At 36.3% G+C, this 16,241-nt stretch carries 15 protein-coding genes; 8 read left to right on the plus strand and 7 right to left on the minus strand.

Annotated features, from left to right (window positions below; genetic code table 11):
- Nucleotides 1-56 precede the first annotated feature (56 nt).
- Nucleotides 57-557 (plus strand): YehS family protein, encoded by a 501-nt coding sequence (locus B5V89_RS00755; protein ID WP_066235522.1) that lies wholly within the window; start codon nt 57-59, stop codon nt 555-557.
- A gap of 219 nt (nt 558-776) precedes the next feature.
- Here the strand turns inward: B5V89_RS00755 and B5V89_RS00760 are convergent, their stop codons facing one another.
- Complete coding sequence (locus tag B5V89_RS00760) at nt 777-1,385, minus strand: TetR/AcrR family transcriptional regulator (protein WP_108070053.1); 609 nt, start codon at nt 1,383-1,385, stop codon at nt 777-779.
- A 253-nt stretch (nt 1,386-1,638) separates the two neighbouring features.
- Between B5V89_RS00760 and kynU the strand changes: the two genes are divergently transcribed.
- Both kynU and B5V89_RS00770 read left to right on the plus strand, forming a co-directional pair.
- On the plus strand, nt 1,639-2,922 hold the full coding sequence (gene kynU / locus B5V89_RS00765) for a kynureninase (RefSeq protein WP_108070055.1): 1,284 nt from the start codon (nt 1,639-1,641) through the stop codon (nt 2,920-2,922).
- 80 nt (nt 2,923-3,002) lie between these two features.
- A complete protein-coding gene (locus B5V89_RS00770) occupies nt 3,003-4,397 on the plus strand; it encodes an amino acid permease (protein ID WP_244913425.1) in 1,395 nt (464 codons plus the stop codon).
- Between the two features lie 118 nt (nt 4,398-4,515).
- Here the strand turns inward: B5V89_RS00770 and B5V89_RS00775 are convergent, their stop codons facing one another.
- Complete coding sequence (locus B5V89_RS00775; RefSeq protein ID WP_066235516.1) at nt 4,516-5,097, minus strand: Uma2 family endonuclease; 582 nt, start codon at nt 5,095-5,097, stop codon at nt 4,516-4,518.
- Between the two features lie 607 nt (nt 5,098-5,704).
- On the opposite strand from B5V89_RS00775, the gene B5V89_RS00780 reads away from it, so the two are divergent.
- Nucleotides 5,705-6,325 carry a TetR/AcrR family transcriptional regulator gene (locus B5V89_RS00780; protein WP_108070057.1) on the plus strand — a complete coding sequence of 207 codons (621 nt, stop codon included), beginning with the start codon at nt 5,705-5,707 and terminating at the stop codon, nt 6,323-6,325.
- A gap of 188 nt (nt 6,326-6,513) precedes the next feature.
- Nucleotides 6,514-8,028: a DHA2 family efflux MFS transporter permease subunit gene (locus tag B5V89_RS00785; RefSeq protein WP_108070059.1), complete on the plus strand. Its 1,515-nt coding sequence runs from the start codon at nt 6,514-6,516 to the stop codon at nt 8,026-8,028.
- 189 nt (nt 8,029-8,217) lie between these two features.
- On the opposite strand, the gene B5V89_RS20685 is transcribed toward B5V89_RS00785, so the two are convergent.
- The 4 genes from B5V89_RS20685 to B5V89_RS00805 all read right to left on the minus strand — a co-directional run bounded on the left by B5V89_RS20685 (nt 8,218) and on the right by B5V89_RS00805 (nt 12,266).
- Nucleotides 8,218-8,487: a type II toxin-antitoxin system RelE family toxin gene (locus tag B5V89_RS20685; protein WP_066235508.1), complete on the minus strand. Its 270-nt coding sequence runs from the start codon at nt 8,485-8,487 to the stop codon at nt 8,218-8,220.
- The gene (locus B5V89_RS00795; RefSeq protein ID WP_066235507.1) at nt 8,480-8,701 is read right to left on the minus strand and encodes a hypothetical protein; all 222 of its coding nucleotides are present in this window, start codon (nt 8,699-8,701) and stop codon (nt 8,480-8,482) included. Before B5V89_RS00795 ends, B5V89_RS20685 begins: the two co-directional genes overlap by 8 nt.
- 89 nt (nt 8,702-8,790) lie before the next feature.
- Nucleotides 8,791-11,466 carry a YhgE/Pip domain-containing protein gene (locus B5V89_RS00800; RefSeq protein ID WP_108070061.1) on the minus strand — a complete coding sequence of 892 codons (2,676 nt, stop codon included), beginning with the start codon at nt 11,464-11,466 and terminating at the stop codon, nt 8,791-8,793.
- Nucleotides 11,467-11,666: 200 nt separating this feature from the next.
- A complete protein-coding gene (locus tag B5V89_RS00805) occupies nt 11,667-12,266 on the minus strand; it encodes a M15 family metallopeptidase (protein WP_280523946.1) in 600 nt (199 codons plus the stop codon).
- A gap of 270 nt (nt 12,267-12,536) precedes the next feature.
- Between B5V89_RS00805 and B5V89_RS00810 the strand changes: the two genes are divergently transcribed.
- The 3 genes from B5V89_RS00810 to B5V89_RS00820 are packed head-to-tail and all read left to right on the plus strand — an operon-like array spanning nt 12,537 to nt 14,763.
- Nucleotides 12,537-13,319 (plus strand): transporter substrate-binding domain-containing protein, encoded by a 783-nt coding sequence (locus B5V89_RS00810; protein WP_107921237.1) that lies wholly within the window; start codon nt 12,537-12,539, stop codon nt 13,317-13,319.
- 21 nt (nt 13,320-13,340) lie between these two features.
- Complete coding sequence (locus B5V89_RS00815) at nt 13,341-14,003, plus strand: amino acid ABC transporter permease (RefSeq protein ID WP_066235497.1); 663 nt, start codon at nt 13,341-13,343, stop codon at nt 14,001-14,003.
- Between the two features lie 16 nt (nt 14,004-14,019).
- A complete protein-coding gene (locus B5V89_RS00820) occupies nt 14,020-14,763 on the plus strand; it encodes an amino acid ABC transporter ATP-binding protein (RefSeq protein WP_108070063.1) in 744 nt (247 codons plus the stop codon).
- A gap of 59 nt (nt 14,764-14,822) precedes the next feature.
- On the opposite strand, the gene B5V89_RS00825 is transcribed toward B5V89_RS00820, so the two are convergent.
- The gene (locus tag B5V89_RS00825) at nt 14,823-16,067 is read right to left on the minus strand and encodes an aminopeptidase (RefSeq protein ID WP_066235493.1); all 1,245 of its coding nucleotides are present in this window, start codon (nt 16,065-16,067) and stop codon (nt 14,823-14,825) included.
- Between the last annotated feature and the right edge of the window lie 174 nt (nt 16,068-16,241).

Raw genomic sequence — 16,241 nt, forward strand, 5'->3', positions numbered from 1 at the left:
TGAAGTTGAATTATATTTTTTAAATAGGGTTGCACAAATTATACGGAGGTCTGAAGATGGACAATAACGATATATTAATTCGATTACGATACGCGTTGGAATTAAAAAATAAAGAGATGGCAGAGATATTTAGACTTGGCGGCATAGAGGTATCAGTACCGGAGGTGGTCAAGATACTCATAAAGACATATGATGAGGAGGATTTCGAGAATGAAGATCAAATAAAATGTACACATAGTATGTTGGATTCATTTTTAAATGGCCTGATAATTTACAAAAGAGGGAAACAAGAGCCGAAACCTGGACAAGCTAATCCTCCGGAAGCTCCTTTAAAGACTAGTGGAAATGTGAATAATCTTCTTTTAAAGAAAGTGAAAATTGCATTGGCTTTAACGACGGAGGACATGCTAGATATTTTTAAACAGGCAGGGTTACGGGTATCAAAGGCAGAACTAGGGGCTTTATTACGAAAAGAAGGACATAAAAATTATAAAGAGTGTGGAGATAATTTCGCTAGAAACTTCTTGAAAGGGCTAGCTATCCGATATAGGGGATAGCATTCTGATGACTTAAAAGGTGACCACTTGCTTTCAAATAATCTTTATAAAATGAGCTATTATTGACCAATATGTTTCCATATATACATATGCTTATATGCATGTTACGGGTTGGTTGCGAAAGCTCCATTAAATAATAGTAGATGGAATGGGAAATCCATAAAAGATACCGCCATTCCATCTACTTTGATTAATCGTTTTGTTGATGATAACAACTACTTAAATATAAAGTCCATTGACATATAAGACAGTAATGGAGTTGGCAATCTCCTCGACTGAGTAGGGAAGCTCGTTTCGTACAATTTCCCACAGGTACATTTCATTCATGAAAAACCAGCCGCGTGCGATTAGCTCATGATTTAATTCAGATCTGGCCAACCCTTTTTGTTGGGCATAAGCTACGTCATCTGAAATTCTATGAATAAATTTTTCGCGAATCGCTTTCCACTTATCCGAAATTAAACTAGAAACACCAATTGCCTGTTCAAAGACACGTAACATCTCCCGTTCGGCTTCCGCTAGTAATAAAAAGGATTTTGCCTGATGTTTAATTATTTTCTCTGCCTCCGTTTTAGATTGTGGTAAAAATGAGATTTCCGCAATCTCATAAAAGCGATCCATAACATCCTCCATCAATACAATTAAAAGCTCCTCTTTTCCTTCAAAATGTACATAGGCTGTCCCATAACCAATATTTGCCTTTTTTATCATTTGTGAAATCGTTGCTTTTTGAAATCCCTCTTGAAGAAAGACCTCCATAGCAGCTTCTAATAATTTTTTCCTTGTTTTTGCTGATCGCAAATGTCGTTTGTCCTCTTTCTGTTTCATACGAACCCTCCATTATCTCTAGCATATAAGGATTTAATAAAAAAAGGAAGTAAAGTAATCGTTTTCTTTTCCATTTAGTTTCAAAGCGTTTTATGAGGAAAAAAGCTTAGTTTTAAAAAACGGAAAAACCAATTTTGGATTTAAGTATTTACATAGTGTTAAATCTTCAGAAAATAATAATATTGACATGATGTCATATTGTTTGTTATATTTTGTTTGTAAACGATTTTAATAGAGGGAAGCGGGGATTTAAATGGAATCAACATTTTTACCAACATTAGATTTTGCTAAACAATTAGATAAAGAGGATACTCTTTCACATTTTCGTGAAGAATTTTACTTAAAGCCAGGTACCATTTATTTAGATGGTAACTCACTGGGACTCCTATCGAAGAGAGCAGAGAAAACTCTTCTAGAATCTTTAGATGATTGGAAACAGTATGGAATAGATGGCTGGACAATGGGAAATCATCCATGGTTCTTTATGGCAGAGGAATTAGGCAAAAAGCTCGCACCGCTAGTAGGTGCTTCACCTGAAGAAGTAATTGTTACGGGTTCCACAACAGTTAATCTCCATCAGCTCGTTACAACTTTTTATAAACCAGAAGGAAACCGGACGAAAATTTTGGCGGATGAACTGACGTTTCCAACCGATTTATATGCATTGCAAAGTCAGTTAAGAAATCATGGTTATAATCCAGATACACATTTAGTCCTTGCGAAAAGCAGAGATGGCCGCTTTTTAGAAGAAGAAGATATTATTGCCGCAATGACTGATGAGATTGCCTTGATCGTGCTTCCAACTGTACTTTATCGCAGCGGACAAATATTAGATATAAAACGATTAACTGAAGAAGCGCATAAACGTGGGATACTAATCGGCTTTGATGGTTGTCACTCTGTAGGTTCCATCCCGCATTCTTTCAGTGACTGGGATGTTGACTTTGCCTTTTGGTGCAACTATAAACATTTAAACGGAGGACCTGGCGGTGTTGCCGGCCTATTCGTCAATCGGAAACATTTTGGCAAACTTCCCGGGATGGCAGGATGGTTCAGTTCGAGAAAAGATAAACAATTCGATTTAGAACTAACCTTAACACCTGCCGAAACAGCAGGGGCTTTCCAAATAGGCACCCCTCATGTGTTAAGTACGGCTCCTTTAATTGGATCATTAGAGATATTTGCAGAAGCCGGTATTGAAAATATCCGTACAAAGTCATTGAAAATAAACCAATATTTAATGGATTTAATTGATACGGAATTAGCGGGATTGGGATATACCATTGGAACACCACGGGAAGATGCACGACGTGGCGGACATGTGTATCTTGAGCATAAGGAAGCCGCAAGAATTTGTAAATCATTGAAAGAAAATGCTGTTATCCCGGATTTCCGAGCACCCAAAGGGATTCGTCTTGCACCTGTTGCACTTTATACGTCCTACGAGGATGTTTGGAATGCAGTACAGATTTTGAAGAAAATTGTGGTGGAAAAACAGTATGAGAAATTTGAAAACACACGTGAGATCGTAGCTTAAAACGGAAAAAATGAAACTTGATCGAAGGGTTCATTCCCTCTGATATAAGTTGGGGAATGGAAGATGGAGGGGATGAAGGAATGAAAGGGAGCACTGGCGGTGAGGGATTAAAGCGGCAGTTAACAACGGGACAGCTGTCAATGATATCAATGGGGATGGCAATTGGAACAGGGCTTTTTCTAGGAAGCGGACTGGCAGTTGGGGCATCAGGACCAAGTGTAATTATTAGTTACGCGATTGGTGCATTTATTGTTTTATTATTAATGGGTTGTCTAGCAGAAATGACGGTTGCCCATCCAACATCAGGTTCATTTGGAACAATCGCCGACCGATACCTTCATCCAATGGTTGGATTTCTTGTCCGATATTCGTATTGGATTGCCCAAGTTCTTGGGATTGGTGTTGAAGTAAGTGCTATTGCTGTTTATATGAAATACTGGTTTCCTTCGGTTCCAGGAATTGTGTGGATCATCGTCTTCGGAGCTGTACTAATTTATGTAAACTTGACAAGTGTTAATGCATTTGGAACATTTGAATATTGGTTCTCAATGATAAAAGTGAGTGCCATTGTAGGATTTATTCTTCTTGGGGCATATGTTCTTTTTGGACCAACCGGCCAACATCACGGAGGCATGAATAATCTAGTTAGTGACGGTGGTTTTTTTCCCTTCGGTTTCAAAGGAATGTGGATAGCGGTATTTATTTCGCTATTTAGTTTTTTAGGCACGGAATTGATAGCGGTTACAGCAGGTGAAGCGAAGGATCCGGATACTGCTGTACCAAAGGCATTAAAAGCAACTGTATTCCGCTTAACTGTATTCTATGTGTTGACGATGACCATCATGTTAATGATTGTTCCATGGAGTCAGGCTGGTATTGAAGAAAGTCCATTTGTGAAAGTAATGGATTATTTAAATATCCCGGGCGCATCCGGTATTATGAACTTTATTGTGCTGACAGCCGCTTTATCGTCTATGAATGGTCAGCTGTATGCATCTTCACGGACCATGTACTCTTTATCGACAGAAAGATTTGCTCCAGTAATATTTGGCAAACTGAATAAAAAAGGAGTTCCAACCGTAGCATTAGCTGTTTCTACAGCAGGAATCATCGTCGCTGCTGTCGTCAGTGCATTAATGCCGGGGTCATCCTATGCTTTTATGATGGGAATCTCGATGTTCGGTTCTCTCTTTACTTGGTTAGTAATTTTTGTTTCCCATTTATTTTTCCGAAAAAGATGGGAGAAAGCCGGCGGCCGCAAATTACCAGTGAAAATGCTTGGTTTTCCATATTTAACATTATTGGGCGGTCTCCTCCTGTTAAGTTTAATGATTACCGCATGGTTTACTGATTTTAAAATCATGCTTCAATTTGGGGTTCCGTGGCTTGTTTTCTTATCACTTGTCTATTTACTCGTGAAGAAGAAAAATCACGATGTCACCCCAGCAAATAAGCAGCATAAAGATGCTGTTTAATACACTTTTTCTAATCTTATTCCGGGTTTACTCTAAGAGTAGCCCGGGATTTTTTTCGATGTGTTTATAAAATTCAACCCTCTATCCGTTAACACTAACACATTTAGGGCAGGTATTTTTAATAATCCGTATCTCTAAATATATTCATTAAATCAATCGAAAAATCCTCAAACAAGTTAACTGGAATATGATCTTCTTTAAAATATATACCAGCATGTTTATAGGCTCCATTTTGTAGCAAATAAACGTCAATAGTCTCATGTAAGGGATCAACAATCCAGTATTCTTTTACACCTGCTTTTTGATAGCGATTGAACTTAATAAGTTTATCTTTTTTTGCCGTTGATTTAGAAAGGATTTCAACAACTAAATCAGGAACGCCAACTATTCGTTTTTCATGAATCTTATCTTTATCACATACCACAACAAGATCAGGCTCTACCCATTCTTTAATTTTTTTAATGTCGTTATCTTCCTCAGTGAAACAAACATCAAGTGGAGATCCAAAAACACTGCAATTTTTTCCTCTTAAATAAATATTAAATTCAGTTAACAACTCTCTTTGAATGGCTTGATGTTTAGTGGAAGGTGCTGGGGACATATTGTAAACTTGGCCATCAATTACCTCATACCTTATATCATCGCCCAATTCCAGATATTCTGAGTACGTAAGTGTGCTATCGTTTCGTGGTATAGCCATGCAATCACGCTCCTCATTACAATTATTATCTATTTATATTATACTTGTTACCTCATAACCACAACAAGCCATGTCTAAGCCTGATCCTGGAAGTCATTGCTCTTTATCCTGCAATGTTGATCATCGGTTTTGATAACTTGTGGTTTCACTTATATAAATTAAACGATAAAAAAGAAACCCACTAAACAAATATTTTTAAATTACTGCCAAAATTAATACCATCCTGTTTTACAAGGGATTATATATTAATCTTTGAAGTAGTCTCTGAAGTAATCTCTGGTATTGGTTTGGTCAAATTGACATTCTCCACTGTTCAAAATGACCGCTCTATTTGAACATATTTGTCGCAAAATTGCCAGAATTTAAATAGTGAATTGTTGGAATCAATTTGGTACCTTACATTGCCGTCAAATTAATATGCCCAATTGTTAATGAATTTAATGAAAGTGTAGGGTGTTAGACGTGTATTATTATTCGATGGATTTTATATTTAAAAAAATGTGACACAACGTCATTTTTATTATTGACTTATGACAATGTGTCATATATAATAATGAAATGCAATTGCATATGACACGTTGTCACAAATCGAGGTGAGAAAGTAACAATGCCAAAACAAACGTTTTTTCACTTATCTAAAGATAAGCAGGAAACTTTAATTATATCCGCTAAAGAGGAGTTTTCCAGAGTCCCATTACATGAAGCATCGATTGCAAATATTATTAAAAATGCCGGAATTCCTAGAGGCAGCTTTTATCAGTATTTTGAGGATAAAGAGGATTTATATTTTTACTTGTTAAATCAACTATCGAAAAAAAATGCGGAACGATTCATATCCATTTTAAAGGAGAAGGATGGTGATATTTTTGAAACATTTATCGAATCCTTTCAATTTATGATTAGAATTCACAAAAATCCTGAGCATAAAAGCTTTTTTAAAAATGCTTTTTTAAATATGAATTATAAGCTTGAAAACACATTAGTGAATAATCTTTACGAGGAGAGTCAGAAAAAACAGTATTTCGATATCATTCATTTGATTAATACTAAAAATTTGAACATAAAGGACGAAAAGGATCTGCATCATATAATGAAAATTGCTACAGCAGTAACCTTTCATAATCTTGTTCATATGTTTGGTAAGGAATTATCGGACGAAGAAACATTAAAAAATTATATCGATCAAATAGAACTTCTAAAAAGAGGCTTATATAAGGAAGAGGACTAATGACCTTTGAAGCAAGGAAAAAGAAGAAGATAAATTTAAAAAACATTGTGGAAAAACTTCAAAAAAAAGGGATAAACGTTCGGATTTGTAAACGACCTAATTTCAAATATATGGGCAATCAAAATGCCTAGGTGATACTAGAAAATAGTCCATTAAGTTAATTTTACAGAATAAGGAGATACAAAAATATGGATTCAATTATACAACAAAAGAAACCACCGTATTTAATGCTGGCGATTTTATTTATAGGAGCTTTTGTTTCTTTTTTAAATAACTCGCTATTAAATGTCGCATTGCCGTCTATTATGGTGGACTTGAAAATTAAAGATTATTCAACCGTTCAGTGGCTGGCCACAGGTTATATGCTAGTCAGCGGTGTCTTAATTCCAGCATCAGCTTTCTTGATCACACGCTTTTCAAATCGTAATTTATTTATTACAGCTATGGCGATTTTTACACTAGGTACTGCAACGGCAGCCTTTGCACCAAACTTTAGTGTATTGCTTGCTGGGCGAATGATCCAAGCAGCTGGTTCTTCGGTAATGGGACCTTTGTTAATGAATATTATGTTAGTTAGCTTCCCTCGTGAAAAACGTGGGACAGCAATGGGAGTTTTCGGATTAGTTATGATTACAGCGCCGGCTATTGGGCCAACATTATCAGGTTATATTGTAGAGTATTATGACTGGCGATTACTATTCAAAATGATTTTGCCTTTAGCGATCATCAGTTTACTGTTAGCAATTTGGAAAATGAAAAATGTAATGGATCAAAACAAAAAGGCTACTGTTGATTTCTTCTCCATTATATTATCTACTCTCGGTTTTGGTGGATTATTATATGGTTTTAGTTCCGCAAGTTCAGATGGATGGACTGATTCATTAGTCTTAACTACTTTAATTGTGGGTGCTATTGCCTTAGTCGCTTTCATTATCCGTCAATTAAAACTGAAGGAACCGCTTTTAGATTTACGTGCATATAAGTACCCAATGTTTACACTTGCATCCATAATTGCAATCGTAAACGCGGTAGCTATGTTCTCCGGTATGATTTTAACACCGGCATATGTACAAAGTGTAAGAGGTATATCACCACTTGATTCCGGTTTAATGATGCTTCCTGGTGCAATTATAATGGGGATTATGTCACCAATAACAGGGAAACTATTCGATAAATTCGGTCCGCGAATTCTTGCTGTGGTAGGCCTTATAGTTACAGCAGTTTCAACATACATGTTAGCAAACTTACAAATCGATTCTAGTTACTCTTATATTATTTTAGTTTACACGCTTCGTATGTTTGGTATGTCAATGGTAATGATGCCAATAATGACAAACAGTTTAAATCAACTGCCAAATCGCTTAAATCCACACGGTACGGCGATTAACAATACCGCACAGCAAGTGTCCGGTTCGATTGGTACAGCCGTTCTTGTAACCATTATGAATTCCGTGACAAAAACAAAAGCAGAAGACTTAATGACAAGCGTCGACCCAACAACTTTAACAAAAGCAACAGAAGCTTTATTAACGCAAAAAGCTTTATTAGCCGGTATTCAATATTCATTCTATGTAGCTCTTGCTATAAATATTGTCGCTTTAGTATTAGCCCTATTTGTTAAACGTGTCGATACAAGCAACACGGCTGTCAGTAAGTTAAATTCACAGGAAAGCACACAAATGAAACCTGCTGAGGTGAAATAAGGGATCATCAGGTCCCACTCTAACACCATCAGAAGTTATGAAAGAATTTATACAGTGATTTGGAAGAAACCTTGCCATGTTGAATACGTGGTAAGGTTTTTTTGTGCTGAATGTTTTTATTATGTGGGATTATAGTTAATTGGTAGGAAATTGGTTAATATTCATAAAGAATATTCTATGCATAGATTATTATAACTTTTTATATATATCCCCTCTGCTATCGATATCTTGAATAAAAATTATAAGCTTTTCATTTAGTATTTGATATATTATCCTGTACTTTCCTACTCTAACTCTGTAAATATTCTCATACCCAGTAAGTTTTATAGTTCCTGCATAGGAGTAGGGATTTTCAGTAAGAGCATGTATGACATTAATTATTCGTTCTCTTGTAATTTTGTCACTCTTATCAAGGAACTTTTTAGAGCCTTTAGACAATTCAAGTATATATTTACTCATCTTCTAAATATTCCTTACGCAATTCATCTATTGTATACGAACTAGTTTCACCATTTTCATATTCTTTTAGAGCTTCTTTAATTAACTTATTTTCATCTTTAGTTGGTTCTTCTTCAGAAATGGTCAAAAGTTTAATGACCTTTACAAGATCTGAAAGTTTTTCGTCGGGTACTTCTTCAATTAATTTATGAATATCTTCTCTCCTAATTGCCATTTTACCAACTCCTTTTTCTTTTATTATAGCGTACCTGTTAGGGATTTGGGACGATATCTAGTTTTAAGCTAAATTTCGTCCCTTTTATTCTAATGTATAAGCTTACTTTTCTTCGCTAATTCAGCTATTTTTTCAGTATGCTTCGCTAATGGTTTTTTCAAGAGTATACCTAAGGCAAACCCGATAATTAAAAATAGCAAGAGAAACAGAATATTATGGATAACTAGATCATGTACCATTCCGCCGACCGTTTCTCGCATTAAATTAATGGCATAGGTAAATGGCAAAAATGGATTGATTGCTCGAAAAAAAGGTGGGGTTACTTGAATGGGAAACGTCCCTCCCGATCCTGAAATTTGAAGTACGAGCAGAATAATCGCCAATCCTTTACCTACATTCCCGAAAATAGAAACGAGTGTGTAAACAATGGACATGAATACAAAGCTAATAAAAATACCGGAAAGAATAAATGGGACTTTATCTGCTACATATGCTTTCAGGAGGAACAAATCCCCTAAAGTAACAATTAACGCTTGAAACAAACCTATTGTAGCGAAAGTAAGAAATCTCCCAAAATATTCATGATAAGGGGAATAAAAAGATTCTCTATTCTCCACATCCACCCTTAATAAGGAAATCAAGAGCAGTGCACCTACCCAAAGACTTAATGTCGTGTAGAAAGGTGAATTCGCTGATCCGTAGTTTGGAATAGGAAATACTTTATGTTCCTTTAATAGAACAGGGTTTGCTAGAAAATCACTTTCTTTATTGATATCATTTTTTAACAGTTCAATGATGTCTCCTAAATTTTCCTCATTATTAAACTTCCGTACTTTATTTGCTGCATTTTTAACTGCCTTTTCAAGGTTGGGCAAGTCATTTCGAACTAAATTAGCAATTTTATGTGCTGCTTCTTCCACTTCAGGAAGCTTTGTGCGAATGAGTTCCGCTACCCGTCGAATATCATTTTCAACACCTGGTAGATCATTTCTTACAAAATCCGCTGCCTTATGAATTTTTGGTTCTAATTTTGGAAAGTCATTGTGAAAAAAGTTTGCCGCGGCATTTACTCCTTGAACGACTTTTGGCATGACTGTTTGAATTTTTTGTACTGTTTCATGGACCTTTTTTTCAATATCAGGAAGATCTTGCTGCAATTGTTCTAATCGATCGTAACCAAAGTTCGCAGCTTTCGCTGAATCCTGTAAAATTTGTTTAATGTCAGGAAGCTTTTCTTTGGCTGTATTTAAAACAGAAGCTGAATCTTTCGTTACTTGTAAAAGCTTTTTATACCCTTCCGTCATATTTGGCGCAATTTCCGAATCGTATCGACCAAGAATATCATTTAATAACTGACTTGCTTGTTGAGATGTTTGGTTTAATTGGGAAATCAATTGGGAATTCGGTTGCTTTCCTTCTTTTAAAGGAACTTCAATTTTTCTGACAAGTGAAAGCTGCTGTTCAAATTTTGCCTTTGTATCCCCAAGTTTCTGAATAACTCCCGTAAGTGGTTTGTTTGGCATATTCTCATTGATGCGAGTAAACATTCCAATGGTTCGATCGATTTCGTTGATCCCGTTTGTCAATTGTTCATCTAAAGCTTGTGACATTTGTAGTGCTGATTCCGGATTCATGCTATTATCTTTTAAGCTGTTCGTTAACCCGCTGACAGTATCAGCTGTTTGTTTTAAAAGTAATAAATTTTGCTTCACAATCGGGATCATCGAGGCAAAAGCATCTTCATTTTTAGTTAAAAAGTCATCTGCCGCGGCAGCCATCTCTTTTCCATTTCCTACTACCTGTTCCACTTTAGGCATTGACTCTTGGGCTGTTTGAATGATTTTCTGAGCCTTTGCCGTGTCATCCAATGCTGTTTGAATCCCTTTTTGTATAGTGTCAAAATGTTGGTCGATCTCAGTTACCTTATTTGCTGCTTTTTGGATGTCTGGTAGTTTTTTTTGTAAAGCTAAGACTCCATTTCCGATGTTTTTAAGTTCTGGTAACTTATCTTCTAATTTTAATATTTCTTTTGATGATTGATTGATTTCGGGGAGAATTTTTTCTAAAGCGATAATTTTTTGTCCTTGCTTTCGAATTTCCGGTAATTTCTTTTCAAATGCTAATGCTTTATTTCCCATGTCTCGAATATCTGGTAAATGCTTTTCTAATTCAAATAAAAGATTTTCCATTTTTAAAATAGTCGGTAATTCCCTTTGTAATTCAATGCCTATTTTATTAAACTCGGTAAGAACGGCCTTACTAACTGTTTTAACAAAGTTAGAACTGACATTTTCCGTTATTGTTGAGGCCCCTTTCGATGTAATCTTTGGGGCAATGGCATTGATTTTTTCATTAACACTGTATGTGATCTCCGGTTTTATTGGTTGATCATCTAAGAGAGTGGTGATCCGTTTTGAAAAATCTTTTGGAATATAAATGGTTGCATAATAATCCCCGTGTTCCAATCCATGCGCGGCTTTTTCCTCACTGACAAATGTCCAACCAAGTGCATTATTTTTTTTCAATGTGTTGACAATTTCCTTGCCCACATCAATATTTTTACCTCGTAAAACAGCCCCTTCATCAGCGTTTGTTACAGCGATAGGAATATGTGATGTATTTCCATATGGGTCCCACGAAGCTTTAAGATTAAACCAGGCATATAATGATGGGAGAATCATTAAAGCAATGATCAAAAACAGTGCAATCGGTGTTTTAAACACATTTACCCAATCATTTTTGTAAATTTGAAACACTTTTCTCATACATTTTCGCTCCAGTTATTGATGTTATAGTTATAGTTTTCCTTATCGGGCTGAAAGTATGAATTTAGATATACGAACTAAGAGAAAAATAAGCTTTTTTGTAAGTTATCCTAAAAACGAGTATATGAAACATTGATATAGAGCAACCAAACAAAAAAAGGTAGTTCCCTGAGGGACTGCCTTTTTGCGTATTACTAATATTATTTCGTTTCATTCGTATCAGCAGTCAAGGAGGAAGTATTCGGCCTTGCACCAGCTTGTAAATCAGAAATGCTTAAGCCAAAATTCATTTGAAGGTGTGGGTAATCTTTAAATTTCACCCAATCGCCACCCCATGAGAAGCCTAAGGCTTTTGCTATATCCACCACTTCGTACCAATCTTGTTTTCCATTTTTATTTCCATCGTATTGCATATCCCAAATAATGTCTCCAGAACGGTTCTTTAGTGCAAAATCAACTGCAAGCCCATAATTATGATAAGACTCACCACCTTTGGCATTCGTTACAATCGCTCCGCCAGCTGTCCGCCCCTTTTGATAAAGTCGATCTTGATCGGCTGCGCTACGAAAGTCATCCGTAATCACGACTGTGATTCCCTTTTTCGCTGCTTTTTGGATTAATTGCTTAGTTCGTTCTTTAACTATCGGATTGAGCTCCGTGGGGAAAGTGGGAGTATTTTTTTTATTTAAGTTATTAGTCAAATGATTACTTGGATTTTTAGTTGATTGTATATAAAAAAGCAATAATAACACGAGTGGAATAATAAATAAAAATCTTCCTTTTCTCTTTTTCTTTTTCAATGTTATACCCTTTCTAAATCAAAATATAGTCTTTATTTTAGACGAAGAAATCGTTTAATTGTTTCATAGTTTTTAGATATTTGGAGGAGTTTCCTATTTTAATGATAACATTTTTCTTCATATAAAAAGGAACCTAAATCTTGGTATATTTGTATTTTTTAATTATATAGAATGCCTAAATAGCACGGAATGTGTCTTTTTTTATGGTTGAAACTAATGCTTGCTGGGTAATACATAGTATGGCTTGAAAAGAGAGGAGAATCATCAGGCATGAGGAAACGATTGATACATATGATCACAGGCATGTTTTTAATAGCTGTATTGACAGCATGTGCCCAGAAGGAACAACTATCGGATGGAACCGAGCTGATTGATAAACAGAAGTTTATCTTTGCTGCCTCGGGAGAATTCAAACCCTTTAGTTATGTGAAAAATGATGACTTATCGATGACTGGTTTCGATATCGAGGTAGGTAATGCTATTGGAAAAGAATTAGGTCTCGAACCAGTTCAGAAGAGAATGAAGTTTAAAGGACTTATTGAAGGAATTAAGACGGGCAGAGCGGATGTCGCAGTTGCCAGCCACACCATTAACTCCGAACGGGCCAAGCAAGTTGCTTTTTCCACTCCATACTATTACTCGGGACCCCAAATATTTACTAGGCCTGATAGCAAAATTGAAACCGTGGATGATTTAAAAGGAAAAGAAGTTGCTGTAGCAAAGGGTTCTACGTATGCTGACACAGCAAAAAAGTACACAAACAATATTAAAATGTACGACAGTGATATTACGGCATTAAAGGCTTTAAGTATAGGTAGACATGATGCAGTGATTACCGACTTTGTCACGGGAAAAAGTGCAAAAAAAGAGGGCTTTGACATAATAGGGAAACAATTAATAGAAAGAAGTGAACAGGCTATTGTCGTTCCGAAAGATAATCCCCAACTGCTTAAACGAGTGAATGAAGCACTTCAAAAACTGCGTGACAATGGGACACTTGCCCGAATTAGTAAAAAGTATTTCGGTCAAGATATAACGAGAAAACCAGAATAATAGAGAAAGGGTGATCTTATTTTGCCAAGTATTTCACATTTTATCGAGACATTAATTAACAGTAAAGGTCTTTTCCTTGAGGCCATGTTATGGACCTTGAAGTTAACGGTCGTTTCCATCCTAATTGGAATTGTATTTGGATTATTTTTTGCCTTGTTAAAAATTTCAAGAGTAAAAGTTTTCGGCTATCTTTCAGATATATATGTATTCCTTGTTCGAGGTACCCCGCTCATTGTTCAGATTTTTATTTTGTATTTCGGTTTTAGTGGAATTTTTCTTATTCCCGACTTTTGGGCAGCAGCACTCGCACTTGCCTTTCATAACGGTGCGTATATTGCAGAAATTTTCCGCGGGACGATTCAGTCGATTGATAAAGGGCAAATGGAAGCCGGACGATCCCTCGGTATGACAAGAGGATTAGCCATGCGTAGAATCATTCTTCCACAAGCTTTCAAGAGAGCTCTGCCTCCACTTGGAAACCAGTTTATTATCGGATTGAAAGATTCTTCACTAGCTGCCTTCATATCGATGAATGAATTGTTCAATGTTGCGACGACTTTAGGATCGAATAATTTTGATGAAATGACTTATTTGTTAATCGTTGCCGTTTATTATTTAGTGCTTGTTGCCTTGTTAACAATTGTTGTGAGCTTGGTCGAAAAAAGATTGGCAGTAAGTGAATGATAGGAGGGAAAGGTTTATGAGTGAACGAGAAATAATTAGAATCGAAAATTTGAATAAATCTTTTGGAAGTTTGCATGTTTTAAAGGATATTAATGTTTCAATCTATGAAAGTGAAGTTATGTGCCTAGTCGGTTCATCAGGTTCGGGTAAAAGCACGTTGTTACGCTGTTTGAATTTTTTAGAAAAAAAGGATAATGGTAAAATCTTCATCAAAGGTGAAGAGATTACACCGAAAACCCATAATATTAATAATGTACGCCAAAAGGTGGGGATGGTGTTTCAGCACTTCAATCTTTTTCCGCATAAAACGGTTCTGCAAAACATTATTGAAGCACCGACCAAAGTGAAAAAAATTTCTAAAAGTGAGGCGGTTGAAGAGGCGGAAAAGTTGCTCAAAAAAGTTGGCCTTGAGGATAAAGCGGATGTTTATCCAAGTAAACTCTCCGGTGGGCAAAAACAGCGTGTAGCCATTGCAAGGGCACTTGCGATGAAACCTAATATTATGCTATTTGATGAACCGACATCTGCCCTCGACCCCGAGCTTGTTGGTGAAGTACTGGAAACAATGAAAGAATTGGCTGATGAAGGAATGACGATGGTAGTAGTGACCCATGAAATGGGCTTCGCCAGTGAGGTCGCCGATTCGATTATTTTCATGGATGAAGGTAGAATCATTGAAAGAAACAATCCAATGAAATTCTTTAACAGTCCAAAGGAAGCACGTACGAAGGAATTTTTAAAAGCGACAATGTTAAAATAATGAAACGTGATTAGTAAAACGGCAACCCTCTGTACAAGGAGGGTTGCCATCTTTTATTACTAAATCGCCCAGTCTCCATTTCTAAAGATCGGAACAACGGTGCCATCTTGTTTGATGCCATCAATATCCATTTTGTCAGAACCAATCATGAAATCAACATGAACGATGGACGTGTTCATGCCATGCTTTAATAATTCTTCCTGGCTCATTTTCGTACCACCTTGGATGGTTGTAGGATACGCGGAACCTATCGCGAGATGGTTCGATGCATTTTCATCAAAAAGTGTATTAAAGAAAGTAATATTTGACTGAGAAATTGGGGATGGGTCTGGAACTAAGGCAACTTCACCCAAGCCTGTACCACCTTCATTGTCAAATACCAATTTTTTTATCGCTTCATCACCTTTTTCGGCGGAAATGTCCACAATTTTTCCATCTTTAAAGTGAACCTCAATGCCTTCTATTAGCGTACCTGCATAGCTTAATGGCTTTGTGCTGCGGACCACACCTTCCATGCGATGGGTATCAGGTGCAGTGAAAACTTCTTCTGTAGGCATGTTGGCGATAAATTCTTCCCCTTTTGGATTAATACTTTCAGCACTTGCCCAAATATGGTTCTTTGGTAAACCTAAAGTTAAATCTGTACCAGGTGCTGTATAATGCAGCGCATCAAATTGGATTTCATTTAATATAGACGCTTTTTCATTTAATGTTTTTTTATGCTCATCCCAAGCAGCAATTGGGTCATCCTCATAGACACGGCAAGTTTTGAAGATTTGATCCCATAACGCATCTACTTGTTCTTCGGAAGTTGAAAGATCAGGAAATACATGTGCTGCCCAACCTGCTCCTGCAGCAGCGGCAACTGTCCATTTCAAGTCATCATTTTGAGTCGCGATGCGTTGGGCTTTGAATGCTTTACCGGCTGCATTTTGATAAGCCGCAACCTTAGAGGGATCAACTTCATTAAGTAAACCTGGATCACTTGAAACAATTGACAAACGACTAACCCGGTGATTTAGTACATGGTCATCGGATTCTTGAATTTCGTATTCAGGAATATTCGTGAGAACCTCTTTAGGTTGATGTAAGTAATGTAGTTTGCTAATTTCATCATCAGACCATTTGATAATGACTTTTTCAGCACCTAATTGGTAAGCTTCTTTTGTTATGTATCGTGCTAAAGGCGCTTGATCAACAGTAATTGTAACTTTTACCCAATCACCCGGTTGAACATTGATTCCTTTTGCAACTAAAAGTTTTGCATATTTCTGTAAATTATCCTCAAAATTAGGCAAGACCATTTTTATTACCTCCAATAGTTGTTGTTCTAGTTAGTTTAACCATGATAGCTACTCGTTATTATACTCTACGTTGTTTGTTGATAGTAGTAATTTGAACTAAATAACTTTCTACAGACAAGATTGCTGTTCCGAAAAATTTTAAATTGGTATTTCCCTAAGGGGTAAGTGAATACT

The sequence above is a fragment of the Heyndrickxia sporothermodurans genome (assembly GCF_003055045.1).
GTDB lineage: Bacteria > Bacillota > Bacilli > Bacillales > Bacillaceae_C > Heyndrickxia > Heyndrickxia sporothermodurans.